The 25,343-nt window shown below is 67.7% G+C and carries 24 protein-coding genes; 20 read left to right on the forward strand and 4 right to left on the reverse strand.

The annotated features are described in order from the left end of the window. Positions 1–348 precede the first annotated feature (348 nt). The 9 genes from GGR16_RS06950 to GGR16_RS06990 all read left to right on the forward strand — a co-directional run bounded on the left by GGR16_RS06950 (position 349) and on the right by GGR16_RS06990 (position 13,436). Positions 349–1,440 (forward strand): efflux RND transporter periplasmic adaptor subunit, encoded by a 1,092-nt coding sequence (locus GGR16_RS06950; protein WP_246372841.1) that lies wholly within the window; start codon positions 349–351, stop codon positions 1,438–1,440. Continuing rightward, positions 1,437–4,523, forward strand: a complete 3,087-nt coding sequence (locus GGR16_RS06955) for an efflux RND transporter permease subunit (protein WP_183316088.1) — start codon at positions 1,437–1,439, stop codon at positions 4,521–4,523. The genes GGR16_RS06950 and GGR16_RS06955 overlap by 4 nt, the downstream gene beginning before the upstream one ends. 65 nt (positions 4,524–4,588) lie before the next feature. Further along, positions 4,589–5,662: an efflux RND transporter periplasmic adaptor subunit gene (locus tag GGR16_RS06960; RefSeq protein ID WP_246372842.1), complete on the forward strand. Its 1,074-nt coding sequence runs from the start codon at positions 4,589–4,591 to the stop codon at positions 5,660–5,662. Positions 5,663–5,727: 65 nt separating this feature from the next. Further along, positions 5,728–7,191, forward strand: coding sequence for a M17 family peptidase N-terminal domain-containing protein (locus GGR16_RS06965; RefSeq protein ID WP_183316089.1), 1,464 nt, complete (start codon positions 5,728–5,730; stop codon positions 7,189–7,191). A gap of 13 nt (positions 7,192–7,204) precedes the next feature. Beyond that, entirely contained in the window at positions 7,205–7,717 is a 513-nt protein-coding gene (locus GGR16_RS06970; protein ID WP_019404134.1) for a DUF1269 domain-containing protein, read from the forward strand. Then, positions 7,714–9,450, forward strand: a complete 1,737-nt coding sequence (locus GGR16_RS06975) for a hypothetical protein (protein WP_183316090.1) — start codon at positions 7,714–7,716, stop codon at positions 9,448–9,450. The genes GGR16_RS06970 and GGR16_RS06975 overlap by 4 nt, the downstream gene beginning before the upstream one ends. A 37-nt stretch (positions 9,451–9,487) precedes the next feature. Continuing rightward, positions 9,488–10,552, forward strand: coding sequence for a patatin-like phospholipase family protein (locus GGR16_RS06980; protein WP_183316091.1), 1,065 nt, complete (start codon positions 9,488–9,490; stop codon positions 10,550–10,552). 27 nt (positions 10,553–10,579) lie between these two features. Next, positions 10,580–11,641, forward strand: a complete 1,062-nt coding sequence (locus GGR16_RS06985) for an AI-2E family transporter (RefSeq protein ID WP_183316092.1) — start codon at positions 10,580–10,582, stop codon at positions 11,639–11,641. A gap of 1 nt (position 11,642) precedes the next feature. Continuing rightward, positions 11,643–13,436: an SLC13 family permease gene (locus tag GGR16_RS06990; RefSeq protein WP_026015474.1), complete on the forward strand. Its 1,794-nt coding sequence runs from the start codon at positions 11,643–11,645 to the stop codon at positions 13,434–13,436. On the opposite strand, the gene GGR16_RS06995 is transcribed toward GGR16_RS06990, so the two are convergent. Both GGR16_RS06995 and GGR16_RS07000 read right to left on the reverse strand, forming a co-directional pair. Further along, positions 13,433–14,917, reverse strand: a complete 1,485-nt coding sequence (locus GGR16_RS06995) for an alpha/beta hydrolase (RefSeq protein WP_183316093.1) — start codon at positions 14,915–14,917, stop codon at positions 13,433–13,435. The genes GGR16_RS06990 and GGR16_RS06995 overlap by 4 nt on opposite strands. Before the next feature lie 118 nt (positions 14,918–15,035). Continuing rightward, entirely contained in the window at positions 15,036–16,274 is a 1,239-nt protein-coding gene (locus GGR16_RS07000) for an MFS transporter (protein WP_019404140.1), read from the reverse strand. A gap of 395 nt (positions 16,275–16,669) precedes the next feature. Between GGR16_RS07000 and GGR16_RS07005 the strand changes: the two genes are divergently transcribed. Next, positions 16,670–17,338: a hypothetical protein gene (locus tag GGR16_RS07005; RefSeq protein ID WP_246372843.1), complete on the forward strand. Its 669-nt coding sequence runs from the start codon at positions 16,670–16,672 to the stop codon at positions 17,336–17,338. Positions 17,339–17,510: 172 nt separating this feature from the next. Here GGR16_RS07005 and msrA read toward each other — a convergent pair whose 3' ends face one another. Together msrA and msrB are read right to left on the reverse strand one after the other, a co-directional pair. Next, a complete protein-coding gene (gene msrA, locus GGR16_RS07010; protein ID WP_019404142.1) occupies positions 17,511–18,023 on the reverse strand; it encodes a peptide-methionine (S)-S-oxide reductase MsrA in 513 nt (170 codons plus the stop codon). Then, positions 18,020–18,478 carry a peptide-methionine (R)-S-oxide reductase MsrB gene (msrB, locus tag GGR16_RS07015; protein WP_019404143.1) on the reverse strand — a complete coding sequence of 153 codons (459 nt, stop codon included), beginning with the start codon at positions 18,476–18,478 and terminating at the stop codon, positions 18,020–18,022. Before msrB ends, msrA begins: the two co-directional genes overlap by 4 nt. Positions 18,479–18,635: 157 nt before the next feature. On the opposite strand from msrB, the gene GGR16_RS07020 reads away from it, so the two are divergent. The 10 genes from GGR16_RS07020 to GGR16_RS07065 all read left to right on the forward strand — a co-directional run bounded on the left by GGR16_RS07020 (position 18,636) and on the right by GGR16_RS07065 (position 25,221). Further along, a complete protein-coding gene (locus GGR16_RS07020; protein ID WP_019404144.1) occupies positions 18,636–19,079 on the forward strand; it encodes a DUF305 domain-containing protein in 444 nt (147 codons plus the stop codon). A 131-nt stretch (positions 19,080–19,210) separates the two neighbouring features. Beyond that, entirely contained in the window at positions 19,211–19,516 is a 306-nt protein-coding gene (locus GGR16_RS07025) for a hypothetical protein (protein WP_019404145.1), read from the forward strand. Between the two features lie 269 nt (positions 19,517–19,785). Further along, entirely contained in the window at positions 19,786–20,316 is a 531-nt protein-coding gene (locus tag GGR16_RS07030; protein ID WP_183316094.1) for a Spy/CpxP family protein refolding chaperone, read from the forward strand. A 70-nt stretch (positions 20,317–20,386) separates the two neighbouring features. Next, positions 20,387–20,671, forward strand: a complete 285-nt coding sequence (locus GGR16_RS07035; RefSeq protein WP_246372844.1) for a heavy-metal-associated domain-containing protein — start codon at positions 20,387–20,389, stop codon at positions 20,669–20,671. Positions 20,672–20,724: 53 nt separating this feature from the next. After that, positions 20,725–21,189, forward strand: a complete 465-nt coding sequence (locus GGR16_RS07040; RefSeq protein WP_019404148.1) for a hypothetical protein — start codon at positions 20,725–20,727, stop codon at positions 21,187–21,189. A gap of 151 nt (positions 21,190–21,340) precedes the next feature. Continuing rightward, complete coding sequence (locus GGR16_RS07045; RefSeq protein ID WP_072249431.1) at positions 21,341–21,559, forward strand: hypothetical protein; 219 nt, start codon at positions 21,341–21,343, stop codon at positions 21,557–21,559. Next, positions 21,556–23,007, forward strand: coding sequence for a TolC family protein (locus GGR16_RS07050; RefSeq protein ID WP_183316095.1), 1,452 nt, complete (start codon positions 21,556–21,558; stop codon positions 23,005–23,007). The genes GGR16_RS07045 and GGR16_RS07050 overlap by 4 nt, the downstream gene beginning before the upstream one ends. A 14-nt stretch (positions 23,008–23,021) precedes the next feature. Beyond that, positions 23,022–24,407: a multicopper oxidase family protein gene (locus GGR16_RS07055; RefSeq protein ID WP_019404150.1), complete on the forward strand. Its 1,386-nt coding sequence runs from the start codon at positions 23,022–23,024 to the stop codon at positions 24,405–24,407. 26 nt (positions 24,408–24,433) lie between these two features. Continuing rightward, the gene (locus GGR16_RS07060; RefSeq protein WP_019404151.1) at positions 24,434–24,904 is read left to right on the forward strand and encodes a cupredoxin domain-containing protein; all 471 of its coding nucleotides are present in this window, start codon (positions 24,434–24,436) and stop codon (positions 24,902–24,904) included. Positions 24,905–24,930: 26 nt separating this feature from the next. Further along, positions 24,931–25,221 (forward strand): copper-binding protein, encoded by a 291-nt coding sequence (locus GGR16_RS07065; RefSeq protein ID WP_019404152.1) that lies wholly within the window; start codon positions 24,931–24,933, stop codon positions 25,219–25,221. Positions 25,222–25,343: the final 122 nt, after the last annotated feature.

Consider the following 25,343-nt stretch of genomic DNA (forward strand, 5'->3'; position numbering starts at 1 on the left):
ACATTCCGACGGCGCGCCGTGGACGCCTCTTCTCCGCGGCTCGCAATGCGGCGTCCCTTGCCTACACGGGTTGCCTGTCCGCCTCCCTCGGCCCGAAAGGATCACGAAACCCGGCGCGGAATTTGGGATGACCGGCGCAAAAGTGGGATTCTGTGCTCATCCACGCTCCGGGGACTGTTGCTAGCCTCCCCCTGCCAACTGGGGAAAGCTGAACGGCTCGGGCCGTCCAGGATCTGATCGCGGCCCTTTGCGCCGCACGATCGCCGGAGGAACGACGCGATGGGCTTCAGCGGCGGGTGCCGCGTGCCCGTTTCGGGTGTGGCGCAGCAGAGGTTGCGGGGTGCCGGCATGATCAGCTTGCGCGCGTGCGCGTTGCTTGCCCTGACCATGGTGCTCGCGGCGACAACCGCCTCCTGCCGGCCGGCCGGCGACGAGCCGCCTGCTCCCGTCCGGATGGTGCAGACCATCACGGTGGAGCCGGCGCCCAAGATGGCGGATTCCACCTTCACCGGCCACGTCGAGGCGCAGGATCAGGCGGTGTTGTCGTTTCGCATCGCAGGCCGGCTCTCCGAGCGCAGCGTCGGCGTCGGGGCCAGCGTCAGCGAAGGCGACACGCTCGCTCGCCTCGATCCCGAAGACGAACTCAATGAGTTGCGCTCCGCCAGGGCTGTGCTGGCAGCCGCTCTGAGCGATTCGAGGAAGGCGGAAAACCAGTTCGAGCGGCTGCGCCACCTGCAGGAGCGCAACGTGGCGACGAGAGCTGATCTCGAGGCAGCCGAGCAGGCCCTTACGGCGGCCCGCGCCCAGGCCGATGCCGCGCAGGCCCGCGTGAGGAGCGCGGAGGACTTCGTCGGCTTCACGACCCTGAAGGCGGACGCGCCGGGCATCGTCACCAGGGTCGGGGCCGAGCCGGGGGAAGTGGTTCCTGCCGGCCGCATGATCGTGCAGCTCGCGCGGCGGGAGGGCCGCGACGCCGTTTTCGAGATACCGGACGATCTCATCCGCCGGATCGGGCCGGACGTAGAGGTGCGCGTGGCGCTTGCCGGCGATCCTTCGGTCTTCACAAGCGGCCGGGTTCGTGAAATCGCGCCGCAGGCCGATCCGGTGACGCGCACGTTCCGGATACGGGTCGGGCTGAGTGATCCGCCGCCGAGCTTCCGGCTCGGTACCGCCGTCACGGGCACGATCCGCGGCAGCGACGCAACCGCCGTTGCTCTACCCGCGGCCGCCTTGACCCGGAGCGAAGTGGGAACGGGCGTCTGGCTCGTCGACCCCGGCACCCTGACGGTCTCGCTGCGCAAGGTCGACGTGCTGCGCGACGATCCGGCGACAGCTCTGATCGGGCACGGCCTTGCCGCGGGCGATATCGTGGTCACGGCCGGCACCAGCCTCCTGCGGGACGGCCAGCAGATACGGCTGGTCGGGACGGAAGCGCCATGAGGTTCAATCTCTCCGAATGGGCGCTGAGGAACCGCTCCATCGTGATCTATCTCATGATCGTCGCGGTCGCGGCCGGCTTCTTTGCCTTCGTCCAGCTCGGGCGGAACGAGGACCCGGCGTTCGTGATCAAGACGATGGTCGTCTCGGCCGCGTGGCCAGGCGCGACCATGGAGGACACGTTGAGCCAGGTCACGGAGCGACTGGAACGCCAGCTCGAGGAGACGCCCGGCCTCGACACGGTGCGCAGCTACACCACGCCTGGCGTGACGACGATCTTCGTCAGTCTCAAGCAGTCGGTGCCCGGACGCGACGTGCAGGACACCTGGTTCAGGGTGCGCAACCTCGTCACCGACATCCGCCACACCCTGCCCGCCGGAACCCTTGGACCGTTCTTCAACGACCGGTTCGGCGATACCTTCGGCATCATCTACGGCTTCACGGCCGACGGCTTCACCGACCGCGAGCTGCGCGACCACGTGGAAGCCACCCGCTCGCGGCTGCTGCTCGTGCCCGATGTCTCCAAGATCGAGGTCATCGGCGCCCAGGACGAGCGCATTTTCGTGGAGTTCTCGGTTCGGGAATTGGCCAATCTCGGCATCGACCGCGGCGCCCTGCTGGCAGCCCTGCACAGCCAGAACGTGGTGCGGCCGGCCGGCATCATCCAGACGCAGGACGAGAAGTTCTCGGTGCGTGTCTCGGGTGCCTTCCAGTCGGAAGCAGACCTCAACGACGTGAACTTCGCCGTGGGCGACCGGATGGTGCGCCTTGCCGACATCGCGACCGTGCGCCGGGGTTATGCCGATCCGCCGCAGCCCATGTTCCGGGTCAACGGCCGGCAGGCGATCGGCCTCGGCATCGCCATGCGCGACGGCGGCGACATCCTCGCGCTCGGCAGGAACGTCAAGGGCGCCATGGCGGAGATCACCGCCAACCTGCCGCTCGGCATCGAGCCGACGCTGGTCGCCGACCAGGCGGTGACGGTCGACCACGCCATCCACGATTTCATGACGTCGCTGTGGCAGGCCGTCGTCATCATCCTGACGGTCAGCTTCATCAGCCTCGGCGTTCGCCCGGGCCTCGTGGTGGCCCTGTCGATCCCCCTGACGCTCGCCATCGTCTTCGCCTGCATGCAGGTCACCGGCATCGACATGCAGCGCATCTCGCTCGGCGCCCTGATCATCGCGCTGGCGCTTCTCGTCGACGACGCCATGACCACGACCGACGCCATGGTCACGCGCCTCGCCGCGGGCGAGGAGAAGATGAAGGCGGCCACATACGCCTTCGAGAAATATGCCCCTGCCATGCTGGCCGGGACGCTGGTGACGATCGCGGGCTTCGTGCCCATCGGCTTTGCGGCGAGTTCGGCGGGCGAATACACCTTCTCGCTCTTCGCGGTGGTGACGATGGCCCTCGTCATATCGTGGTTCGTTGCCATCGTTTTCGCCCCGGTGCTCGGCGTTGCCATGCTGAAAGCCCCGAAGAGCGCCCATGCGGCCGGTCCCGGGCGCCTGGTGCTGACGTTCCGCAAGCTGCTGTCGGGAGCGATCAGGCTGCGCTGGGTGACGATCGCCGTGAGCGTCGGGCTGTTCGTCGCGTCCGTGCTGGCCCTGCCGCTGGTGCCGCGCCAGTTCTTTCCCGCGTCCGATCGCCCCGAACTCCTCGTTGACCTGACCCTGCCCCAGAACGCTTCCATCTATGCGAGCGCGGACCTTGCCGCACGCTTCGATGCGACGCTGCGAGACGATCCGGACGTCGAGCGCTGGAGCACCTATGTCGGACGCGGGGCGATCCGTTTCTACCTGCCGCTGAATGCACAGCTGCCGAACGATTTCTTCAGCCAGGCCGTGATCGTCGCGAAGGACGTGGCGGCGCGCGAGCGTCTGCAGATGAAGCTCGAGGCGCTTCTCGCGCGGGATTTCCCGAACGTCGTCGCGCGCGTCTATCCGCTCGAGCTCGGCCCGCCCGTCGGCTGGCCGGTGCAGTACAGGGTCAGCGGGCCGGAGATCGCGGAGGTCCGCGCCATCGCGATGCGGCTCGCCCAGCTGGTTGCGACCAACCCGCAGGCCAAGCAGGTCAACTTCGACTGGATCGAACCCGCCCGCGAGCTACGCCTGCGCGTCGACCAGGACGAGGCGCGCCGCCTCGGTCTGAGCTCCCAGGCGCTCGCCGCCATTCTCAACACCGTCGTCACGGGCACGGTCGTGACCCAGGTGCGCGACGCCATCTACCTGATCGACGTCGTCGTCCGCGCCCAGGACATGGACCGCGCCTCGCTCGACACCCTGCGCAGCATGCAGGTGGCCCTGCCGAACGGCCGTTCCGTCCCCATCTCGCAATTCGTCAGCTTCAGCTATGGCCTCGACACGCCCCTTGTCTGGCGGCGCGACCGGGTGCCGAACCTGACGGTCGCAGCCGACGTCACCCCCGGAACGCTGCCCGAGACGGTCGTTTCCGCGCTGCAGCCGGGGATCGACGAATTGCGCCGCACCTTGCCGGCGGGCTACGGCATAGCGGTCGGCGGCACGGTCGAGGAAAGCGCCAAGTCGCAGGCCTCCGTGATCGCCGTGGTGCCCGTGATGCTGCTGATCATGCTCTCGGTGCTCATGGCGCAGCTCAAGCAGTTCCGGCTCCTCGCCATCGTCCTCAGCATCGCTCCGCTCGGCCTCATCGGCGTCGTCGGCGCCCTCCTCCTGTCGGGCAAGCCGCTCGGCTTCGTGGCGATGCTCGGCGTCCTCGCCCTCATCGGCATCATCACCAAGAACGCGGTGATCCTGGTCGGACAGATCGAGGACGAGCGGGCCGCCGGCAAGGGCGTTGTCGAAGCGGCGCTCGACGCGAGCACGACGCGCCTGCGGCCGATCGTCCTCACCGCCATCTCGACGGTGCTGGGCATGGTCCCCATCGCGCCGACCGTGTTCTGGGGGCCGATGGCTTTCGCCATCATGGGCGGGCTCCTGGTCGCGACCGCGCTCACGCTCGTTCTGCTGCCCGTCCTCTACGTCACCGCGTTCGGAGCCGACGCGCCCGCCCCGCGAGAGGCCGGCGTGCGCCGCCGAACACCTGCGGGAGTATCGGCGCCATGACATACGGCGAGGCCATGCACGCGAGACCGGCAGCCTTGCGGATCGGCGCGCTCGCGGCCCTGACGATGGCGCTTGCCGCCTGCCAGAGCGAAGAGGCGCGCGAGCCCGCGGCGCGACCGGTCAGCGTCGTCACGGTCGAGGCCGGCAAGGTCGCGAACGACATCGAATTTGCCGGCGAGATCCAGGCGAAGAAGGACGTCGGCCTTGCCTTCCGCATCGGCGGCCGCGTCAGCGAGCGGCCGGTCAACATCGGGGATCGCGTCGGGGCCGGCCAGCTCGTCGCACGTCTCGACCCTTCCATCGAGCAGAATGCGCTCGCGGTGGCCAAGGCGGCGCTCGCGGCTGCCCGGGGCGAGCTGGTCACCGCCCGCAGCGCCTTCGATCGCCAGGAGCGGCTGATGGCACAGGGATTCACGACCCGGCCACGCTTCGACCAGGCGCTGAGGGCACAGGAGACGGCCCAGGCCCAGCTCGAGAACGCCGAGGCGCAGGTGGCGCTCGCTCGCGATCGCCTCGCCTTCACCGAGCTGCGTGCGGACGCCGACGGCGTGGTGACGGCCCGCAACGTCGAGCCGGGTGAGGTCGTGCAGCCGGGTCAGGTCGTCGTGCAGATCGCCCGCGACGACGGCCGCGATGCCGTCTTCAACGTCCCTGCGCGATTGCTGGAGGCGCAGGCCGGCGACGCGACCATCCGCGTCGCGCTGGCTGACGCGCCCAAGGTGGCGGCAAGCGGCCATGTGCGCGAGATCTCCCCCCAGGCCGATCCGCAGACGCGGACCTTCGAGGTGCGTGTCGGCCTCCAGGACCCGCCGGAGGCGATGCGGCTCGGTTCGACCGTAATCGGTACTCTCGAGCTCACATCGGCCGCCATAGTCTCGATACCGGTCGGTGCGTTGACCCAGCAGGGCGCAGCGCCGGCCGTGTGGATCGTCGATCCCGGACAGATGACGGTGTCGCTGCGAAACGTCGACGTGCTGCGCTTCGACCCCGGAAAGGTCGTTCTTTCCCAAGGCCTCGAACCTGGCGAGATGATCGTCTCGGCCGGCATTCAGGCCCTGCATCCGGGCCAGCGGGTGGCGCCGTTGCAGGTCTCCGAAGAGGCTCCGCGTCAGGGAACGTCGGCGGTGCCGCCCTCCTGACGAGGCAGCTTTCCCCTGCGCCGGGCATCCCGACGCAGGCCGCTAGATCAAGGCTGGTCCTGGCAATGATCGCTTCGCGCAACAGATCCGTCGACATCGTGCCCCTGGTGGGGGATGCCGGGCAGCTCAGGACCGGGCTCCTCGTCCTCGGTCTGTTCAGCTACGGTCCGCTGACCGGTTCGGCACGCGCCGTCGACGACCGGTCCGGCGGGCAGCTGTCGCGCATCCTGGAGCACGGCGCGCTCGGCGAATCTGCCGGCGCGACGCTGCTTCTCCATCAGGTTCCCGGAATCGCCGCATCACGCGTCCTGCTCGTCGGTCTCGGGAGGGCGGAAGACTACTCGGACACGGCCTATCGGCGTGCGCTGGCCGCTGCTGCCTCAGCCCTGGCCGATGATGCCGCTGCGGACGCGATCGTGGCACTAGCCGAAAACGAGGTGCCCCGGTGCACCCTCGGCTGGCGGTTGCGGGTGGCGGGCCAGCTGCTCGCCGAGCAAGGTTGCCATTTCGGCGTTCACGCGCCGGCGCCGTCCCGCTGCGTGCGCGTCGTCATGCTGCTGATTGCGCAGGCCCTGACCTCGGAGTTGGTCGGCGCGTTGCGGCAAGGCGTGGCAATCGCGGAGGGCGTGGCCCTCGCCAAGGAAATGGGGAACCTCCCGACACACCCCGGCACGGCCGATCTCATCTGCGAGAGCGCGCAGGCGATGGGATGGGAGTTCGGCTTCGAGGTCAAGATCCTCGAGCATCGCCATTTCGAGGGGCTTGGCATGCCGGCATTCGCCCGCTCGGTGTGCACCGCCGGCTCCGCCTCCAGGATCATCGTGATCGGCTGCAAGGGACGACGGGAGAAGCGGCGTCCTGTCGTCTTCGTCGGCCATGGCACCGCTCAAGGAACGCGCGGTGCCGGCGCCGTTCTCGGCGCCTTGCGGGCCGCGGGCCTGCTTGGGCTCCCTGTCCATGCGGTCGGGCTGGTCTCTACGATCGAGGCCGCCTCTTCCCCCCTCCCCAACCTGCCTCGGCGCCTGCCCTTGCCGGCGGAGCCGATCGCGCTGCCGGGCGAGCCCGCACATCGCGCGCAGCTGCGGTGCGACGTGCTGACCTATGCCGGGCGCCTGGCACCGGCCTGCGTCATCGACGTCTCCACCGGGGTCGGGGCCTGCGCCGCGGTGCTCGGTTCCTATGCCAGCGGGCTCTTCGCCAATGACGACGCGCTGGCGAGCGAGTTGCTGACCTGCGGAAGCCTCGCGGGCGACCGGGTCTGGCGCCTGCCCATCTGGGACGACGAGCAGGCACGGGCGGACGATCCCACCGGGCCTGCAGTGCGGCCGCGAATGGCGGTGAACGCCCTCGCCCGGTGTGCCCGGAGCTTTCCCTGGGCACATCTCGATGCGGCGGCGACCGCGACCGATGAAGGAGAAACGGGGGTCTCAACCGGCCGCCCCGTCCCACTGCTCGCGGAGTTTCTGATGGGCCGCGCGACGCGAGCCGAAGTGCAACAGGCCCACCGTCACCCTTCTTCACGCCGATAGAGGAGCAGCACCGATGAGCGATCTTGTCTTCATTGCCTTCCCCACCGAGCAGAAGGCGGAGGAGGTGCGCCAACGGGTTCTCGCGCTGCAGCGCGAGTATCTGATCGAGCTGGGCGATGCGGTCGTCGTGGTCAAGGACGACAAGGGGCAGATCAAGCTCAACCAGATGCTGAACCTGACCGCCGCCGGCGCCGCGTCAGGTGCGCTCTGGGGCGCCCTGGTCGGGCTCATCTTCCTGGCGCCGCTGCTCGGATCCGCAATCGGGGCCGCATCGGGCGCCCTGGGAGGCAAGCTCAGCGACGTCGGCATCAACGACCAGTTCATGAAGGACGCAGCGGACGCGCTGCAGCCCAATACCGCAGGGCTCTTCCTGCTGATCCGCAAGATGACCACCGACAAGGTCCTCGCCGATCTCAGGGGCATCGGCGGCACGCTGATGCGCACCTCTTTCGACGAGACGAAGGAGGCTGCCCTGCGCGAGGCTCTCGCAGCCTGCGCCGAGGCGGCGCCGCCGGCCGCCTCATGACGCCGGACTGGAGGCTGGCGGCGGAGGCGGAAAGGGCCGCATGGGCCGTGGCCACCGCCCGGCTCGACGACTTCCGGCCACTGTCATCGGCGGAGGAGGATGTCGTCGCCAAGCTGCTGACCGGCCAGTTCGATCGCCTGGGGGACGGCACGCGCCCGGACGCCCCGGACCCGTTGCGGGTCGTCCGGGCCGCGTTCCTGCGTTTCCTCATCCTCGGCGGCGAGGAGGGCTGCCGCCCGCATGAGAAGGGCATCAGGATCACCGGCGCATGGATCACCGGCGTTCTCGATCTGGAGGCCTGCAGCGTGTTTCGGGACATCGGCCTCAACGACTGCCATTTCGAGGCGGCGCCGGTGCTGCGGGCGGCGATCATCAACCGGCTCTTCCTCAACGGCTCACGGCTTCCGGGCCTGCAGGCCGAGCGCCTGGAGGCGCGCGGCGGCATCTATCTGCGCGGCGCGGAGGTGGAGGGCGAGATCAATCTCGAACAGGCGCGCCTCGGCAGCAACCTCGAATGCGACGGGGCGGTCATCCGCAACCCACGGAACCATGCCCTGCGGGCCCAGAGCCTGGAGGTGCGCAACGTTTTGCTGCGCGGAGCGGACCTGACCGGCAGCATAGCCCTTTCGGGCGCACATCTGACCGCGGACCTCGATGCCGCCGGCGCGCGCATCAGCCGCCCCGAAGATGTCGCCTTCGACGCGAGCGAGGTCGAATGCCGCGGCAACGTCATGCTGCGCAGTGCCCATGTCGAGGGCGCGGTCCGGCTGATCGCCTCCCGGATCGACGGTGACGTGGATTGCACGGCAGCCGTCATCGAGAATGCCGGAGGCGGTGCACTCGATCTCAGCCGCACGACGGTCAAGGGCGCCTTCTTCCTGCGCCGCGACGCCCGGCTCGACGGGATGCTGGCGCTGACGGGCGCCTCGTTGGGCACCATCCACGACGAGGCCGCCAGTTGGCCGGGGCCAGGCGACCTTCTGCTCAACCGCTGCCGGTATGAGGCTTTCATCGACGGGCCTGTCGACGCCGGGAGCCGCCTCGACTGGCTGGCCCGCCAGGCACCGGAGCGCTGGGGCGAGGATTTCTGGCCACAGCCCTACGAGCAACTGGCGAGCGTCTTTCGCGAGATGGGGCATGGCGAGGATGCGCGCGCCGTGTTGATCGTGAAGGAACGGCTGCAGCGCAAGGCGCGGCGCGCCCGCGCCCGTCATCCACTCTGGCGGCTGCTGCTCGCCGTGTCGGACGGTGTCCTTGGCGCAACGCTCGCCTACGGCCGGCAGCCGCTGCTCGCCATCCTGTGGCTGTTCGGCTTCTGGCTCCTCGGCGTCGCGGTCTTCACGCTTGCGGAACGACAGGGCGCCGTGATGCCCAACAGCCCGGTCGTCCTGCGCGCGCCAGACTGGACGCTTTGCGGCTTCGAGGAGCAGGAGCGACGGCCGCTGATCGCCTCGGGCGAGACGCATGGGCTGGCGGCTGCCGGACAGACACAGCTCGCCTGCTTCCGCGATCGCTGGGAGGCCTCGAGCTATCCGGCCTTCAGTCCCTGGATGTACTCGCTCGACACGTTGCTGCCCGTGCTCGATATGGGCCAGAGGGCCTTCTGGCGCCCCAATCCCACCAAGCCGGGCGGCGGGATCGCGATCAGCTATTTCTACTTCCAGTCCATCGTCGGCTGGGCGCTGAGCCTGCTGGCCGTGGCGGGCTTTTCAGGATTGGTGAAGTCGTCGTGATGCGGCCGGCTCGCCCTGCAACCGGGATGGAAGAGACGTGACCAGGAGCCCTTCGTCCCGCCCCGCGCCGCAAGCCCGCAACGGCCGGCCGGCCCCCCTCGCCATCGACCTCGCCCTGCAGGGCGGCGGAGCCCACGGCGCCTTTACCTGGGGCGTGCTGGACAGGATCCTGGAGGAGGACTGGCTCGAGATCGAGGCGATCTCGGGCACGTCGGCGGGCGCCATGAACGCGGCCGTGCTCGCGTCCGGCTATGCCGGCGGCGGGCGCGAGGGCGCGCGCGAGGCGCTCGGCCTCTTCTGGCGCCGCGTCGCCGAGGCGGCTCGCTTCAGCCCCTTCCAGCGCAGTCCGCTCGACGTCCTGCTCGGGCGCTGGACGCTCGACCATTCACCGCTCTTCGCCGCCATGGACATGATGTCGAGGGTCGTTTCGCCCTACAGCCTCAATCCGGCGGGCGCGAACCCGCTCGCGGGCATCCTGAGCGAGGTGATCGCCTTCGACAGGCTGGCCGACAGCCGCATCAAGCTCTTCATCACCGCCACCAACGTGCGCACGGGCCGGGGGCGCGTCTTCCGCAACGGCGAGATCACGGTGGACGTCCTCCTCGCCAGCGCCTGCCTGCCGACCCTGTTCCAGGCCATCGAGATCGACGGCGACGGCTATTGGGACGGCGGCTATTCCGGCAACCCGACAATGACGCCGCTGATCCGGGAAAGCAGCGCGCTCGACACCATCCTCGTCCAGATCAATCCGGTGGAGCGTCCGGGCACGCCGCGGCTGGCGCGCGACATTCTCAACCGGCTCAACGAGGTCTCCTTCAACGCCGTCCTGCTCAAGGAGCTGCGGATGATGGCCCTTCTGCGCCAACAGGCGAGTTCCGACGCCGGGGAAGGGTCCCGCTGGGCCCGCATGCGCATCCACCGGATCACCAGCGTCGTCATGACCGAGCTCGGCTATTCCTCCAAGCTCAATGCCGAATGGGCGTTCCTGTCCATGCTGCGCGACGAGGGCCGGCGCGCCGCGGAAGCCTTCTACCGGACGCACAAGGATGATCTCGGCAGGCGGTCGACGCTCGCGCTCGACGAACTGACCGAGGGGGTGTGACGCGCCACAGGGAGCCAGGAATTGCAGATGATCGCCGGCAAGGCCCAGCCAATCGCGCCGATCGTGATCGCGACCGTCCTGACGGTCGCGGCGCTGGCCGTAGCCAGCTCCGTCTTCGCGCCGATCGCTTTCGCCCTGTTCATCATCGCCCTCGTCTGGCCGTTGCAAAAGGCCCTGCAGGCCTTCCTGCCCCGGCTCGTGGCGCTTGCGCTCAGCGTCGTCGTCATGGTGGTCGCCTTCGGGGCCTTCGGTTCGCTGATCGTGTGGGCCTTCGGCCGCGTCGGCCGGTGGATCATCAGCGATGCGGCACGCTTCCAGTCCTTCTACGACGGCATCGTCCTGTGGCTCGAAGGACACGGCGTGGCCGTGGCCGGTGTCTGGTCCGAGAACTTCAACGTCTCCTGGATGCTGCGCACCGCGCAAACGATCACCGGGCGGCTGAACAGCACGATGAGCTTCTGGCTCGTCGTGCTCGTCTATGTGGTTCTCGGCCTCCTGGAGGTCGACGACTTCGGGCGCCGGCTGTGCGCGATGCGCAACTGCGGGATGGCCGAGATCCTGCTCCGGGGCAGCGTCAGGGCGGCTGCCAAAATCCGCCGCTACATGCTGGTGCGGACGTGCATGAGCCTGATCACGGGCGTGCTCGTCTGGGCCTTTGCGAGGACCGTCGGCCTCCAGCTCGCCGAGGAATGGGGCTTCATCGCATTCTCGCTGAACTACATCCCTTTTCTCGGGCCGCTGGTGGCCACCGTCTTCCCGACGCTCTTCGCCATGACGCAGTTCGAATCCTGGCATGCCGTGATCGCCGTCTTTGCCTGCCTCAATCTCATCCAGTTCATCGTGGGCAGCTATGTCGAGCCCCGCGTCGCCGGCAGCGCCCTTTCGATGTCGCCGGTAACCGTCCTGTTCTCGGTCTTCTTCTGGAGCTATCTCTGGGGTGTCTTCGGAGCCTTTATCGGCGTGCCGATCACCGTCGCCCTCCTCACCTTCTGCGCCCAGCATCCGGCAAGCCGCTGGATGGCGGAACTGTTCGGCTCGCCGGAACAGGATGACGCGGCGACGGCAAGCGATGCGGCCCTGGAGGCCTGACTTGACCGCGATCGAAAGCACCGCCGCCGTCACAGCCGCCGCGATCGCACTGTTCGCCTGGAACAGGTTGCCGGTCGTCATCGTCGCCACGGGCGCCGCCCTGGCGCTGTGGGCCACCGGGGTCGTGACTCTCGACCAGGCACTCGCCGGCTTCGGCGATCGTGCGGTCATCTTCATCGCCAGCCTGTTCATCGTCAGCGCCGCCCTGGAGAGGACCGGCGTCACCGCCTGGGCCGGCCAGTTGCTGATCGCGAAGGCCGGCGACACGCGCACACGCCTGCTCATCATCATCATGACCGCCTCCGGCCTGCTGAGCGCACTGATCAGCGGTGGCGGAGCGGTGGCCGCGCTCATGCCGGTGGTGGTGATGGCGGCGATCCGGCTGCATCAGTCGCCGGCGCAGCTGCTGATGCCGCTGGCCTTTGCGGCCCATGCCGGTTCGAACGTCCTGCTGACCGGCGCGCCCAAGAACATCCTCGTCTCGGAAGCGCTGGAGGATGCCGGATTGCAGGGCTTCGCCTTCGCGGAATTCGCGCTCGTCGGACTGCCCCTCCTCGCCGGCACGATGGCGCTCATCCTGCTGCTCGGAAGGCACCTGCTGCCCGAACAGAGCGGCGCACGGCTGCCTGCGGACTTCAGCCGCCACGCCGAAACCCTGGTCGAACATTATGGGCTTCGGGATGGCGTCTTCCGGCTGCGCGTGCGCACCACCTCGCCGTGGGTCGGCAAGGCGCCGGCTGAACTCGACCTCGCCGGTCCGCGGCTCAGCCTCATCGCCGTGCAGGCCGGAGCCTCCGGGCTACCGCTGCGCGCACCGACCCTGTCGGAGGGAGACTATCTCCTGGTCCGGGGGGATGCGGAAGCGGTCGCGACGCTCGCGGCCGACATGCATCTCGCCCTGCGCGACGACGAAGCCGAGAATGGCCTTTTCAACCGGCGCTCGGGCCTTGCCGAGGTGGTCATCCCGCCGCGCTCGGCCCTGATCGGCAGCGCCATGTTTCCGGGCATGGTCACCGAGAGCGGCGACCTCGTCGTCCTCGCCGTCCAGCGCGCCGGCGTCGATCTCGATCCGGCGGAGGTGCTGCAGGCCGGCGACACGGTGCTGCTGGAGGGGACCTGGAAGGCGCTCGATCTTCACCTCGACGATCCCGACGTGCTCGTCGTCAACTCCCCCGAGCTCGTCCGGCGCCAGGCCGTACCCATGGGTGCGGGAGCGGGTATCGCCCTCGCGGTGCTCGGGGGCTTCGTCGTGCTGCTCGCCACCGGGATCGTGCCTCCGGCGGTCGCGGGGCTTATCGCAGCGGGCCTGCTCATCCTTGCGGGCACCGTCACCGTCGAGCAGTCCTATCGCGCGATCAACTGGACCACCGTGATCCTCGTCGGCGCGATGATGCCGCTGTCGACCGCCATGGTGCAGTCGGGCGCCGCGCAACTGGTTGCCGATCACCTCGTCGCACTGACGGGGGGCAACGGTCCCGTCGTCTTCCTCACCGGCCTCTTCGTGCTGACGGCCGGTCTCGGCCAGATCATGAGCAACACCGCGACGACGATGCTCGTGATCCCCATCGCGATGGCCGCGGCCGAAGGGCTCGGCGTCTCGCCGCGGCCCATCCTGATGAGCCTGTGCGTCGCCGGCGCGGCCTCGTTCCTGACCCCGATCGCCACCGCGACGAACATGATGGTGATGGGCCCGGGAGGGTACAGCTTCAACAGCTATTGGAAGCTCGGAGCGCCGCTGATGCTCTGGTTCTTCGTCGTTGCCGTATTCTACGTGCCGCTGGTCTGGCGCTTCTAGCGCCGCGCCGGCATCGCAGAGGCCCGATCCGCCCGAGGCAGCGGCTCGTCGATGCGGTCGATGAGATAGGGAAAGAACGGGTTCGACGACATGCGCAGCAGCGAATCGAGATTGACGATCAGTGCGCCGCGCTCCCCGCGTGCGGCAACCGCGCCGAGCCTGATGCCGAAGTCCTCCGCCGGGTCGGGTTTCAGCCCATAGAGCGAATCCGTGACCGGGAACGGCAGGGCGACGTGCGACAGCGAGAACACGTCGAAGGGATAGATCAGGCCGAGACCGCGCACGGTTTCGCTCGTCTGCCCCGCGTTCGTAGCCCGCTCGACGACCTCGCTCGAATCCTCGTCTGCATTCGTGATGATCGCCACCCGGAAGTTCCGTGGCGGCGGCGGCAGAATGCGCGTCAGCACCGTGTCGGATGCCGAATTCAGCAAAGGTCCGAGCTTGGTCGACCGGTTCAGGTCGAACAGGACGAGCTCGCTGCCATTGGCCGGCAGATGCGCGTAAAGCGCCGTGATGACCGCCCGGGTGCTGACGGTGAAGTCCATCACCGACTGGAAGGTGATCACGGGGGCGAGATCATCGAGACGGCGCGCGCGCGACAGGCGCACGATCTTTTGCTGCAGCGCCTGGGTCAGCAGGTGCGACTGGCGGGCGCCGTTCACCGGAAAGGAGTTGTACTTGAAGGGATTGAACTCGGGCAGGATGCTCAGCCACGCCGCCTTGGCGAAAGCCGGCAGGATCGCCGGCAGGCCGGCGAGCCCGGCAAAGCGCGCAAAGGCCGTGATGCCGATCATGGGCGAGATCAGAATGACGCGTTCCGGCCGCGCCAGCGTCGCGTCCTCGAGCGCTTCGAGGGCGTACATCAGGGCGAGTGCGCCGCCGTTCGAGAAGCCGACGAGATGGAGCGGCGCATCGGCCGGCGCCCGCTTGCGCCCTTCCCTGACCGCAAGATGCGTCGCCGCCAGCCAGTCCTCCCACTCCGCCTCGACGAGCCCGGCCGGCACCGTGCCGTGCCCCGGCAGCCGGATGGCGACGGCGACGAAGCCCCGATCGCGGTAATGGCGCGCGACGTGGCGCAGGCTGTAGGGAGAATCCGTTAGCCCGTGCAGGAAGATGGCGACGCCGACCGGCGTTCCCCGCGGCTCGAGGATGTAGGACCGGTTCCAGTCCTGGTCGAAGCGCCCGGGATAGATGGCGCTGCCGTCGAAATAGCGATTGACCGGAATGCGTTCGTCGGGCGCGAGCTTCTTCGTCACCTCCTCACGCACATAGGCGAAGGCGGCCTCCTCCGCCCGCAGGTAGTCGTCCCAGGAGGCGTGTTCGAGCTGCTTGGGAGAAAGTTCGTCCGGGATCGCGGTATGCCAGGGCTCGAGCGAGGGCCCTCGCTGGGTGTCGTAGATGCGCAGCGCCAGCAGGGACAGCGCGGCAACGAGGAGGATGACGGCTCCTCGTCTCAACGTCCTGGCGATGAAGCCGCGCATCTGCCCCCCACTTCGCGCCGCCAGGGCCGGCCAGCGGTGCTGTCTTCCGCCGGAGTTTAGTCCAGCATCCGCACTTCGGGAACAATCGCGCTCTGGATGCCTGGAACGGCCGCGCTCCTCAGAATGAAGGGTTTGAAGCCGCTTGCAGCCTCGGCCTCGCCTTCAGCATCAGCCAGCCGACGATGGCGAGATTGACCAGGTTCCAGGCGAGGCCGTTCAGGAAGGCCATGCGGTAGGATGCGAAGAGATCGAAGATCAGCCCCGAGACATAGCCGCCGAAGGCCATGCCGACGATGGTCGCCGACATGACGATGCCGATGCGCATGCCGGCTTCCCTCGGTGGCAGGTAGTCCCGGATGATGACCGCATACATCGGCACGATGCCGCCCTGGAACAGGCCGAAGATGCCGGTGACGATATAGAGCGAGCTCAGCCCGTCGAACCAGAGGTAGAGGAAGAGCGCCAGTCCCTGCATCAGCGAGCCGAGCGCCAGGGTCGCCGCTCCGCCGATCCGGTCCGCGACGAAGCCGGACCCGATCCGGCTGACGATGCCGAGGAAGAGCATCAGGGACAGCATTTCGGCGCCGCGCGCGACGCCGTAGCCCAGATCGCCGCAATAGGCGACGATATGGACCTGCGGCATCGCCATGGCGACGCAGCAGCAGAAGCCCGCGACCGCGAGCAGCCCCTGCAGCTGGTTCGGCGACAGTCCGAGGTCACCCCGCGCGCCGGCGCTCGATATCTCGGCCGCCGCCAGCGTCTCGGCCGCGGGCCGCCGGCGGAAGAACAGCGCGAGCGGCAGCATCACGGCGAGCGCCACGACACCGATGCCGATATGCGTGGCGCGCCAGCCGTGGCTTTGAAGGCCCCAGGTGATCACCTGCGGCCAGATCACGCCGGCGAGATAGCTGCCGGAAGCGCCGAATACGACCGCAAGCCCGCGATGCCGACGAAACCAATGCGACAGGTCCGCGATGAGCGGTGCAAATCCCGCGCCGCCGCCGATGCCGATCAGCAGACCATGCGCCAGAGCGAAGTGCCAGAGGGTGCTCGATAGTCCGGCCAGGACATAGCCCGTCCCGAGCAGGACAGCCCCGCTCACGATCGGCACCACGATGCCGTAGCGATCGGCGATGCGGCCCATCACGATATTGCCGAAGCCGAAGCCGAGCATCACGCAGGTATAGGGCAGCGAGGCACCCGCCCGCAGCGTGCCGAACTCCGCCTGAACGGTCGGCAGCACCACGACGACCGACCAGGTACCGACACAGGCGACGGTCCCGAGCAGGAGCGACAGCGCCAGCCGCAGCCAGGAATAAGCGGAATCCGGCGCATAGCGCTGCTCTTGGGGCGTCATGTTTCCTCGATGGCCGCTTTCGCAGAACGGTCTCTCAGCTGCGCCAATGATTAGGCACCGGCACCGGGCGGACAAGCGCGTTTGCCGCAGCGGTGCACGGCGTCAGCAGCAGGGCGACGTCGATCGGCGGCCACGTCGGACAGCCCGGGGAGCTTCTCGGTCAGGAGCTCGGCCTGAAGTTCAAGGCCCGTGCGGGGCGCCGCAGACGTGTCGCCCCCTCGCCACGCAGTAGCCTACCGTATCTTACGCTCCGGTCCGGCGCACACGGCTTAAGATCAACCCGTTCGATCATCAGGTCCCCTGAAGGCAGGCGGGGACATGAGCAGCCAGGGAATTGAGCGCCGGTCGATGGTTCGGTCCAAAGCCTGCGAGGAATCGATGATGGAGACGCCCCAATGCCGTCACGTAGAATTCTCATCCCGATAATATTCTCGCTGTCGGTGTTTTCGCTTGGTGCCGCTTTTGCACAAGAGCCTCCGAACGCGATCACGGCTCCGGCGAGCAAGACCATCGGCACCGGCAAGCCAAGGATGGAGCCGGCCCTCATCGTCATGAACGCGAAAGGCGCGCGCCTCGAAGGCGACAAGCTCGTCCTCACGGGGATTTCACCCAACGCGATCATGTTTGCGGATCGTCCGGTCCGCGCCGCGGGCCATGCCTCGACGAGCACTCTTCTCGAAGAATGGACGCCCGACACCGGCAGCTTTGCCAAGGACCCGCCGAACGCGACCGTTTCGGTTCTGAATGGCCGTGAGGACTCGGTAATCGACGCCGTGGTGACGCTGACCTCACCGAAGCTCGATGGGGATACGCTGACTTTTGACGTCGCAGTCCTGGAGGGGGATCTCTCCGGCGGCGACGGGCCGGCATCCGTGTTCATCGACATCATCGGCTTGCCGTTCACGCCGTTATCCTTTGCCGGCGCAGCTCGCCGCACCGCCTTCCGCGGAGCATGGTATGCAGGCGCGGCAGCGGGGGCAGCGGCAGCAGCCGCTCCCTATTATCATTATCCTCCCTATTATCGCCCGCCCTGCGGGTACTATCCCTACCCGCCCTGCTACTGAAGCAGCGGGAGCCGACGATGCCGGTGCGCTTCGAATGCACGCGCACCGGCTGGCCATTTGACGGGCTTGGCGGCCTTCCCTTCAGACGAACACAGCAGCCGCCATCGGATGATGGCGGTGCACGGCATTCCGGCAGAGCTGACAGCCTGCCTGAATACCGGGCCCGCAAGCGTCAAGCGGTGGCGCGGCGCGGCAGCTTCCAGCCCGGGCGCACGAAATGGCAGGTGTAGCCGCCCGGGTTGCGCTCGAGATAATCCTGATGCTCCGGCTCGGCCTCCCAGAAGTCACCCGCCGGCTCGAGTTCCGTAACGACCTTGCCCGGCCACAGGCCCGAGGCGTCCACATCGGCGATGGTGTCCTCGGCCACGCGTCGCTGCTCGTCCGACGTGTAGAATATCGCGGAGCGATAGCTCAGGCCGATGTCGTTCCCCTGCCGGTTCTTCGTGGTCGGGTCGTGAATCTGGAAGAAGAACTCCAGCAGTTCCCGGAAGCTCGTCGTCGTCGGATCGAACGTGATCTCGATCGCCTCGGCGTGCGTACCGTGGTTGCGGTAGGTCGCATTCGGCACGTCTCCGCCGGAATACCCCACGCGTGTGGAGATGACACCAGGGAGGCGGCGGATGAGATCCTGCATGCCCCAGAAGCAGCCTCCGGCCAGGATGGCCTTCTCGGTTGCACTCGTCATGGGCTTGTTCCCTTCTCTGCAAAAAGCTGCCGAAACGCGCCGTAACCCTCGCTCTCGAGGTCGTCGTAATGGACGAACCGCAGCGAGGCCGAGTTGATGCAGTAGCGCAGGCCGCCGGCTTCGGGCGGACCATCGGGAAACACGTGTCCCAGGTGACTGTCGCCATGGGCCGATCGCACCTCGGTGCGCACCATGCCGTGGCTCAAGTCGCGGCGCTCGATGACGTTTGCCGCATCCAGCGGCTTGACGAAGCTGGGCCAGCCGCTGCCGCTGTCGTACTTGTCGAACGAGGCGAACAAGGGCTCGCCCGAGACGACGTCGACATAAAGCCCCGGCTCCTTGTTATCCCAGTACGCGTTGGCAAACGGCCGCTCGGTCCCGTCCTGCTGCGTCACCCTGTACTGCTCCGGGCTCAGGCACGAAAGAGCCTCGGGATTCTTGTGATATGTCTTCATCCGCTATTCTCCTTCCCTTGCATGGGCGCCGTGGCCGACAGGCGAGCGGCACGTCGAGCGGCCCCGGGCGCCGCCTTTGTCGATCGAGGTGCCGCCATCAGGCGATGAGCGACCGAGCCTTGGCCCGTCCCCCACGGCCTCGCGGCGAGGAGGAACCATGAACGCGCACTACGGCAAGCTTGCCATCAACCTCGCGATGAGCACGATCATCATGTATCTCGTGATGTTCGCGATGATCGACAACCTCGGCGCATTCTTCAACAATCTGAACATGCTCTATATGGCGTTGATGATGGTCGCACCCATGGCCATCCTCATGCTGCTCCTCATGCGGTCGATGTATCCGAACAGAACGGCAAACCTGTTTCTCCACGCCTTCTTTGCCGTGGTGTTCATCGTGGCTTTCCTGTTCATCCGAGGGCAGACGGTGATTGGCGACGAGCAGTTCCTGCGGTCCATGATCCCGCACCACTCCGGCGCCATCCTGATGTGCCGCGAAGCGACCCTGACGGACCCGGAGATCATCGATCTGTGCCAGGCCATCATTCGCTCGCAGCGCGACGAGATCGAGCAGATGGAGCGAATTCTCGCGCGCTACTGACGCGCATTACCCGACCGACGCTGTCCGTCCGAGCGGAGATTGACGTGGATCAATGCAGGGAGATCCGCGCAGAGCGTTCACTGGAGCGCTGAAAAAGCGAACATTGCCCCCCATGCTGATGGAGAACGACGATGGTCAACTCCATTCTTCACGTTCGCAGCAACGGCCTGTCGCCCCCGGCAATTCACGTTTCGGTTCCCGCGGCTGCGGCCACGCTCGCGAGCTTCGTTCTGATCTCGTTCTGGCTGTGCATGCTGCTTGGTCTGGTTGCTCCTGATTGGGGGCTTCACCGGCCGTGGCTGCAGTTCTATCTCGGCCTGTCGGGCTTCGATCTCCGCAGTCTTGCCCTCGGCACCGTTCAGAGCATCGCCTTCGGTCTCTACGCCGGGGCCGCTATCGCATTGTTGTTCAACGTCTTCAGCCGGCGACTGGGATAGAGGCCAGCATGGCATCCCGCCGGGCGCGTCGGCGGCTCTTGCCGGGAGGCGCTTCAGTGTCCGGCGCTCTCCTTTCTTCGGCACGGTCCTCATAATTCATCCATACTGGAGAAACGGCCGTTCGCCGCGACCGACGCCTTGGGCGCGTCGATGGTCGCTTCAGAAGGAGAACCGCCATGAAGCCAGCCACTTATGCTGCCGTTCTCATCGCCATCACCGCGCCGGCGGCAGCCCAGGTGCAACCCCGGACGCCGCCGGACCATGTGCCGATGGCGCAGATGATGCAGAACATGCCGCAGGGCGGCATGGGCATGATGCAGCCCGGCATGCGCGGCGGCATGATGGGCCGCTTTTCGGCGGAAGACATGAGCGCCTTCGCCGATGCCCATATCGCCGCATTGAAAGCCGGCTTGAAGCTGTCAGCCGATCAGGAACGGCTTTGGCCCCCGATCGAGGAAGCCATGCGTGAGCTTTCACGTCTGCACCTTTCGCGCATGCAGGCGATGCGCCAGAACCGGCAGACGATGATGCGCGATCCCATCGCCGGGCTCCGCAGCATGGCCGATGCCATGAGCCAGGGAGCGGACGGGATGCGGAAGCTCGCGGACGCCGCGGCCCCGCTCTATGAAACTCTGGACGAGGCCCAGAAGCGGCGGCTGCGGGTTCTCGTCCGTTTCGGCCCGCGCGGGATGATGGGAGCCGGCATGATGGGCGGCGGCATGATGGGTGGCCCCCGCATGATGATGCGCGGCTGGTCGGGCGGCAGCGACTCGGGCGACGGCGACGAGGATGACCGCTGAATTGAAATTGCGACTGGCCGGCGAGGACGGCTCTTGACCTTCCCATGGTGGGAAGGGGCAGGAATGGCGCATGGTCCCCGAAGCGGAGAGCGAATCCATGTGCGGGTGCAATGCCCATCAGTCGCAAACGAACCTCGTCCCGGAGCCCGGCCGTGAGGCCCTGAGCCTGCGGGTGGAGGACATGACCTGCGGCCACTGTGCCGCCGCCATCAAGACCGCCATCGAGACGCGCCTGCCGGGTACGCAGGTCGAGACGAACACTGCCTCCCGGCTCGTTTCCGTCCGAGGCGGAACGGACCTGGCGGCGATCAAGGCGCTCGTGATCGAGGCGGGCTACACCCCGTCCACGGTCTGAGGCAGCCCTTGCCCGCCCCGGTTTTCCGGGCGGGCGAAGTATCCAGCCTTGCCATGGCCAAGATCGCGCTTATCGTTCATCCGATGCTGCAGGCATTTCGCAGATTGGTGATTCTCATCGCCGCCCTCGCCTTCTCGGCGACGAGCGTCGGCTGGGGCTATGCCAATACGCCCGGACAAATGCCTGCAGCAGGAGGCGCTGTGGCGGAGACGCCGCGGCATGCGCACGTTCATCACGGCCATGGCCAGGATGCCGACAGCGATCACGGCCCGGCCGCCGGCCAGGCCTGCCCCGCCACGAACGACGGCTCGTGCAAACCCGAGAGGCACCAGGGCGCTGGCATGAACTGCTGCGCCCTCGCCTGCCATGTCGCCATACCGCCGGCCGTTTGCACGCCGTCTCCGCACAGGATCGTCGGCGCCATCGAGCCGGCCTTCTTTCGCGTCGGCATCAAGGAAGCCCTCGCGGCACGCCTCGAGCGGCCGCCGAGATCGATGAGCGCGCAAGCGTCGGCCTGATTCCGGCACCGGACCACAAGCGGTCCACCACATTCCCCGGATCCTGGCCGACCTCTTTCGCCGGTAGCCGTATCACGTGCTGTCGTTGAGCGAGCGGTTCGTGGCGCGCCCGCGCCACCCGCGCCCGCGTCGGCCTGTCCGAGGTCCAATCATGAAAGCCTTTTTTGCGACGGCTTGCGCCGTCCTCCTGTCCGCATGTTCCGGCCCCCCTCCCATCACGGCGGGTGCCGATCCGGCCGATCCCGGCGCGCGGGTGCCGCCCCTGCGCTACGTGCCGGTGACGGCCGGCACGGCCGATTACCAGCCCGTCGCACCCCGGGCGTGGTCCAGGAGCAACGAGAGCGTCGCTCCCCGCGGGAGGAGCGAATGACGTCAGTAGCCCAACCCGATCCTGCCGTGCCGATGAAGCGTCTCGCCGCGGCCGGCGCGCTCGCCTTCGCCCTCGGCGGCTGCGCCGCCTTCACGCCGGACGGCGGCATGGGGCCGGTCGCGGCGCAGGTCTCCGCCGACCTCGGCAAGGACACGGTCAAGATCGCCTCCGCAGCTGACGCCGCCGCGGCGCAGCAACGCGTCAAGACACTGCTCGCCCGGCCGCTGACGGCAGACGGCGCCGTGCAGGTCGCGCTTCTCAACAACCGCGGCCTGCAGGCGGCCTACAACACCCTCGGCATCTCGGAAGCGGCCTTCGTTCAGGCGAGCCTGCCGCCGAACCCCGTCATCGGCATCGAGCGCCTGTCGGCCGGCGGCGAGCTCGAGATCGAGCGGCGCCTCGTTGCCAATATCCTCGCGCTTCTCACGCTGCCGGCGCGCAGCGGCATCGCGAAGACCCAGTTCGAGGCAGCCCGGCAGCGGGCCATCGAGGCGACCTTCCGCACGGCGGCCGAGACGCGGCGGGCCTATTATCGCACTGTCGCGGCGCGGCAGACGGTCGCCGTCCTCGACGAGGCCCGCACGTCGGCCGACGCCGCCGCCGACCTCACCCGCAAGCTCGGCGAGACGGGCGCCGCCAACAAGCTCGACCAGGCCCGGGCCGGCGCCTTCTACGCGGAGATCTCCAACCAGCTGGCCGAGGCGCGCCTTGCAGCCGCGACCCAGCGCGAAGCCCTGACGCGTCAGCTCGGCCTCTGGGGCGCCGACATCAACTACAGGCTGCCGGGACAGCTGCCGCCCCTGCCGCGGCTGAGGACGGCCAAACAGGTCGAGGAGGAGGCGGTGCGCCGGCGCGTCGACCTCATCGCGGCCCGCCTCGAGCTCGAGGCCATGGCGAAGGGCCTCGGGCTGAGCGAGGCGACGCGCTTCGTTTCCATGCTCGACGGCAGCCTGCGGCGGAACTACGAGCGCGTCATCGAGGACGGGCACAAGGAGAAGGCCTATCCGAAGGGCTTCGAGCTCGAGATCGAGATCCCCATCTTCGACCTCGGCGAGGTGAAGGTGCGGCAGGCGCGCGAGACCTACATGCAGGCGGTCAACCGCCTGCTGGAGAAGGCCGTCAACGTGCGGTCCGAGGCGCGCGAGGCCTATCTCGCCTATCGCGGCCGCCACGACATCGCCCGCCAGTACCAGAACCGCATCCTGCCCCTGCGGAAGACGGTCAGCGAGGAGGCGCTGCTGCAGTACAACGGCATGCTCATCGACGTGTTCGAACTGCTGACGACCGTGCGCGAGAGCATCGCCAGCAACGTCGCGGCCATCGGCGCCAGGCGCGATTTCTTCCTCGCATCGGTCGATTTCGACACCGCCATCATCGGCGGCGGCGCCTCCGGCGGAGCCGGAGAAGGCCCCGTCGCGCTTGCGGCCGCCGAGGCCGGCGCACACTGAGAAAGGCAAAGCTCATGACGGTTTCCCGTCGATCGTTCCTCGGCGCCTCGGCCGCGCTCGTCAGCGCCGGTGCCGTCTCCGGCCGCGTCGAGGCTGCCTCCATCCCCGAGGCTCCCACCATGAAAGAGGCGGTGACGCAGCCGCCGCTCGTGCCGGCGACCGGGCCGGACTACCAGCCCGTCGTCACGCTCAACGGCTGGACGCTGCCCTGGCGCATGAACGGCGAGTGGAAGGAGTTCCACCTCGTCGCCGAGCCCGTCGTGCGTGAGCTCGCGCCGGGCATGGTGGCGCATCTGTGGGGCTACAACGGCCAGTCGCCCGGGCCGACCATCGAGGCGGTGGAAGGCGACAAGGTGCGCATCTTCGTCACCAACAGGCTGCCCGAGCACACCACGATCCACTGGCACGGACAGATCCTGCCCAATGGCATGGACGGCGTCGGCGGGCTGACGCAGCCGCACATCAAGCCGGGCAAGACATTCGTCTACGAGTTCGTGCTGACGAAGAGCGGCACCTTCATGTACCACCCGCATGCCGACGAGATGGTGCAGATGGCCATGGGCATGATGGGCTTCTTCGTCGTGCACCCGCGGGATCCCGCCTTCCGCCGCGTCGACCGCGACTTCGTCTTCCTCATGTCCGCCTACGACATCGAGCCGGGGGCCTATGTGCCGAAGGTGGCGGAGATGACCGACTTCAATCTCTGGACCTGGAACAGCCGCGTCTTTCCGGGCATCGACCACATCGTGGCGGCCAAGGGCGACAAGGTGCGCATCCGCTTCGGCAATCTCACCATGACCAACCACCCGATCCACATGCACGGCTACGACTTCAAGGTCTCGTGCACGGACGGCGGCTGGGTGCCGGAGGAAGCCGCCTGGCCGGAGGTGACCATCGACTGCGCGGTGGGCCAGATGCGCGCCTTCGATTTCGTCGCCGACAAGGAGGGCGACTGGGCCATCCACTGCCACAAGTCGCACCACACCATGAATGCCATGGGCCACGACCTCAGGACCTTCATCGGCGTCGACAAGAGGGAGGTGGCGAAGAAGATCAGGAAGCTCGTGCCCGACTACATGCCCATGGGCACGGCCGGCATGGCGGACATGGGCGAGATGGAGATGCCGCTGCCCGACAACACGCTGCCGATGATGACGGGCTTCGCCCAGTTCGGCGCCGTCGAGATGGGCGGCATGTTCTCGGTGGTGAAGGTGCGCGAGGGGCTGGCGCGCGATGACTACAAGGACCCGGGCTGGTTCGAGCACCCGCCCGGCACCGTCGCCTACGAATGGACGGGCGCGCCGCCCGATGCCGAGCGCGCCGCACCCGCACCGACAGAAGGCGCTGCCGAATTCCGGGCCGTGAAGCCCGGCGGCGCATCCTCCCACGGCAACCACTGACCCCGATCATCGACCCCGGAGCAGACATGAAGATCCAGACGATCCTTGCCGCCCTTGCGGCCCTTTGCATACCGGCCGCGGCGCTCGCCGACGCCGGCCATTCCCATGGCGACGAGCGCGCCTACGGCCAGCCGGGCGATCCGAAGAAGCCCGCCCGTATCGTGCAGGTGACGATGCGCGAAGCCGACGGCCGCATGGAGTTCGTGCCCCGCACCATCGAGGCGCGCAAGGGCGAGCAGGTGAAGTTCGTGCTGCGCAACAACGGCGCGATCGACCACGAGATCGTCGTCGCGACGCTCGCGGAAAACCTCAAGCATGCCGAGGAGATGCGCAAGAACCCTGACATGGAGCACGAGGATCCCAATGCCCGGCGTCTCGCCCCTAGGGAGACCGGCGAGATGGTGTGGAAGTTCACCAAGGCGGGCGAATTCGACTTCTCCTGCCTCATTCCCGGCCACCGCGAAGCCGGCATGACCGGCAAGATCATCGTCAAGTGACGAGAACCGAAGGAAGGATGAGAAGGATGCGCAAATTCGCGATCGCCATGACCTCGTTTCTGTCCCTCGCCCCTGCCCTTGCGCTGGCGCAGGCCGCCCCCGTCGACGGCCAGGTGACGAAGATCGACACGGCGCAGAACAAGGTCACCCTCAAGCATGGCCCGATCAAGAACCTCGACATGGACGCCATGACGATGGTCTTCGTGGTGGCCGATCCCGCGATGCTCGAGACCGTCAAGGTCGGCGACAAGGTCCGGTTCGAGGCCGACCGCGTCAACGGCCGCATCACCGTCACGAAGCTCGAAAAGGCGAAGTAAGCGCCGTCGGGGGCGCCAGCGGCGCCCCCTTTCCCGGGCGAAGACGCCGTCCAAGCGGATGTCAGGCGTTGTTTTTTCGACCGATCGCGATCGCGGGGGGCGCGATGCCTTGCGCAGTTTCA

The organism is Chelatococcus caeni (genome assembly GCF_014196925.1).
Taxonomy (GTDB): domain Bacteria; phylum Pseudomonadota; class Alphaproteobacteria; order Rhizobiales; family Beijerinckiaceae; genus Chelatococcus_A; species Chelatococcus_A caeni.

What these genes read in the sequence shown, in the direction of transcription:
- GGR16_RS06950 (WP_246372841.1), top strand. Translation starts at nt 349, where the DNA reads ATGATCAGCTTGCGCGCGTGCGCGTTGCTTGCCCTGACCATGGTGCTC.
- GGR16_RS06955 (WP_183316088.1), top strand. Translation starts at nt 1,437, where the DNA reads ATGAGGTTCAATCTCTCCGAATGGGCGCTGAGGAACCGCTCCATCGTG.
- GGR16_RS06960 (WP_246372842.1), top strand. Translation starts at nt 4,589, where the DNA reads ATGGCGCTTGCCGCCTGCCAGAGCGAAGAGGCGCGCGAGCCCGCGGCG.
- GGR16_RS06965 (WP_183316089.1), top strand. Translation starts at nt 5,728, where the DNA reads ATGATCGCTTCGCGCAACAGATCCGTCGACATCGTGCCCCTGGTGGGG.
- GGR16_RS06970 (WP_019404134.1), top strand. Translation starts at nt 7,205, where the DNA reads ATGAGCGATCTTGTCTTCATTGCCTTCCCCACCGAGCAGAAGGCGGAG.
- GGR16_RS06975 (WP_183316090.1), top strand. Translation starts at nt 7,714, where the DNA reads ATGACGCCGGACTGGAGGCTGGCGGCGGAGGCGGAAAGGGCCGCATGG.
- GGR16_RS06985 (WP_183316092.1), top strand. Translation starts at nt 10,580, where the DNA reads ATGATCGCCGGCAAGGCCCAGCCAATCGCGCCGATCGTGATCGCGACC.
- GGR16_RS06995 (WP_183316093.1), bottom strand. Translation starts at nt 14,917, where the DNA reads ATGCGCGGCTTCATCGCCAGGACGTTGAGACGAGGAGCCGTCATCCTC.
- GGR16_RS07000 (WP_019404140.1), bottom strand. Translation starts at nt 16,274, where the DNA reads ATGACGCCCCAAGAGCAGCGCTATGCGCCGGATTCCGCTTATTCCTGG.
- GGR16_RS07005 (WP_246372843.1), top strand. Translation starts at nt 16,670, where the DNA reads ATGCCGTCACGTAGAATTCTCATCCCGATAATATTCTCGCTGTCGGTG.
- msrA (WP_019404142.1), bottom strand. Translation starts at nt 18,023, where the DNA reads ATGACGAGTGCAACCGAGAAGGCCATCCTGGCCGGAGGCTGCTTCTGG.
- msrB (WP_019404143.1), bottom strand. Translation starts at nt 18,478, where the DNA reads ATGAAGACATATCACAAGAATCCCGAGGCTCTTTCGTGCCTGAGCCCG.
- GGR16_RS07020 (WP_019404144.1), top strand. Translation starts at nt 18,636, where the DNA reads ATGAACGCGCACTACGGCAAGCTTGCCATCAACCTCGCGATGAGCACG.
- GGR16_RS07025 (WP_019404145.1), top strand. Translation starts at nt 19,211, where the DNA reads ATGGTCAACTCCATTCTTCACGTTCGCAGCAACGGCCTGTCGCCCCCG.
- GGR16_RS07030 (WP_183316094.1), top strand. Translation starts at nt 19,786, where the DNA reads ATGGCGCAGATGATGCAGAACATGCCGCAGGGCGGCATGGGCATGATG.
- GGR16_RS07035 (WP_246372844.1), top strand. Translation starts at nt 20,387, where the DNA reads ATGGTCCCCGAAGCGGAGAGCGAATCCATGTGCGGGTGCAATGCCCAT.
- GGR16_RS07040 (WP_019404148.1), top strand. Translation starts at nt 20,725, where the DNA reads ATGGCCAAGATCGCGCTTATCGTTCATCCGATGCTGCAGGCATTTCGC.
- GGR16_RS07045 (WP_072249431.1), top strand. Translation starts at nt 21,341, where the DNA reads ATGAAAGCCTTTTTTGCGACGGCTTGCGCCGTCCTCCTGTCCGCATGT.
- GGR16_RS07050 (WP_183316095.1), top strand. Translation starts at nt 21,556, where the DNA reads ATGACGTCAGTAGCCCAACCCGATCCTGCCGTGCCGATGAAGCGTCTC.
- GGR16_RS07055 (WP_019404150.1), top strand. Translation starts at nt 23,022, where the DNA reads ATGACGGTTTCCCGTCGATCGTTCCTCGGCGCCTCGGCCGCGCTCGTC.
- GGR16_RS07060 (WP_019404151.1), top strand. Translation starts at nt 24,434, where the DNA reads ATGAAGATCCAGACGATCCTTGCCGCCCTTGCGGCCCTTTGCATACCG.
- GGR16_RS07065 (WP_019404152.1), top strand. Translation starts at nt 24,931, where the DNA reads ATGCGCAAATTCGCGATCGCCATGACCTCGTTTCTGTCCCTCGCCCCT.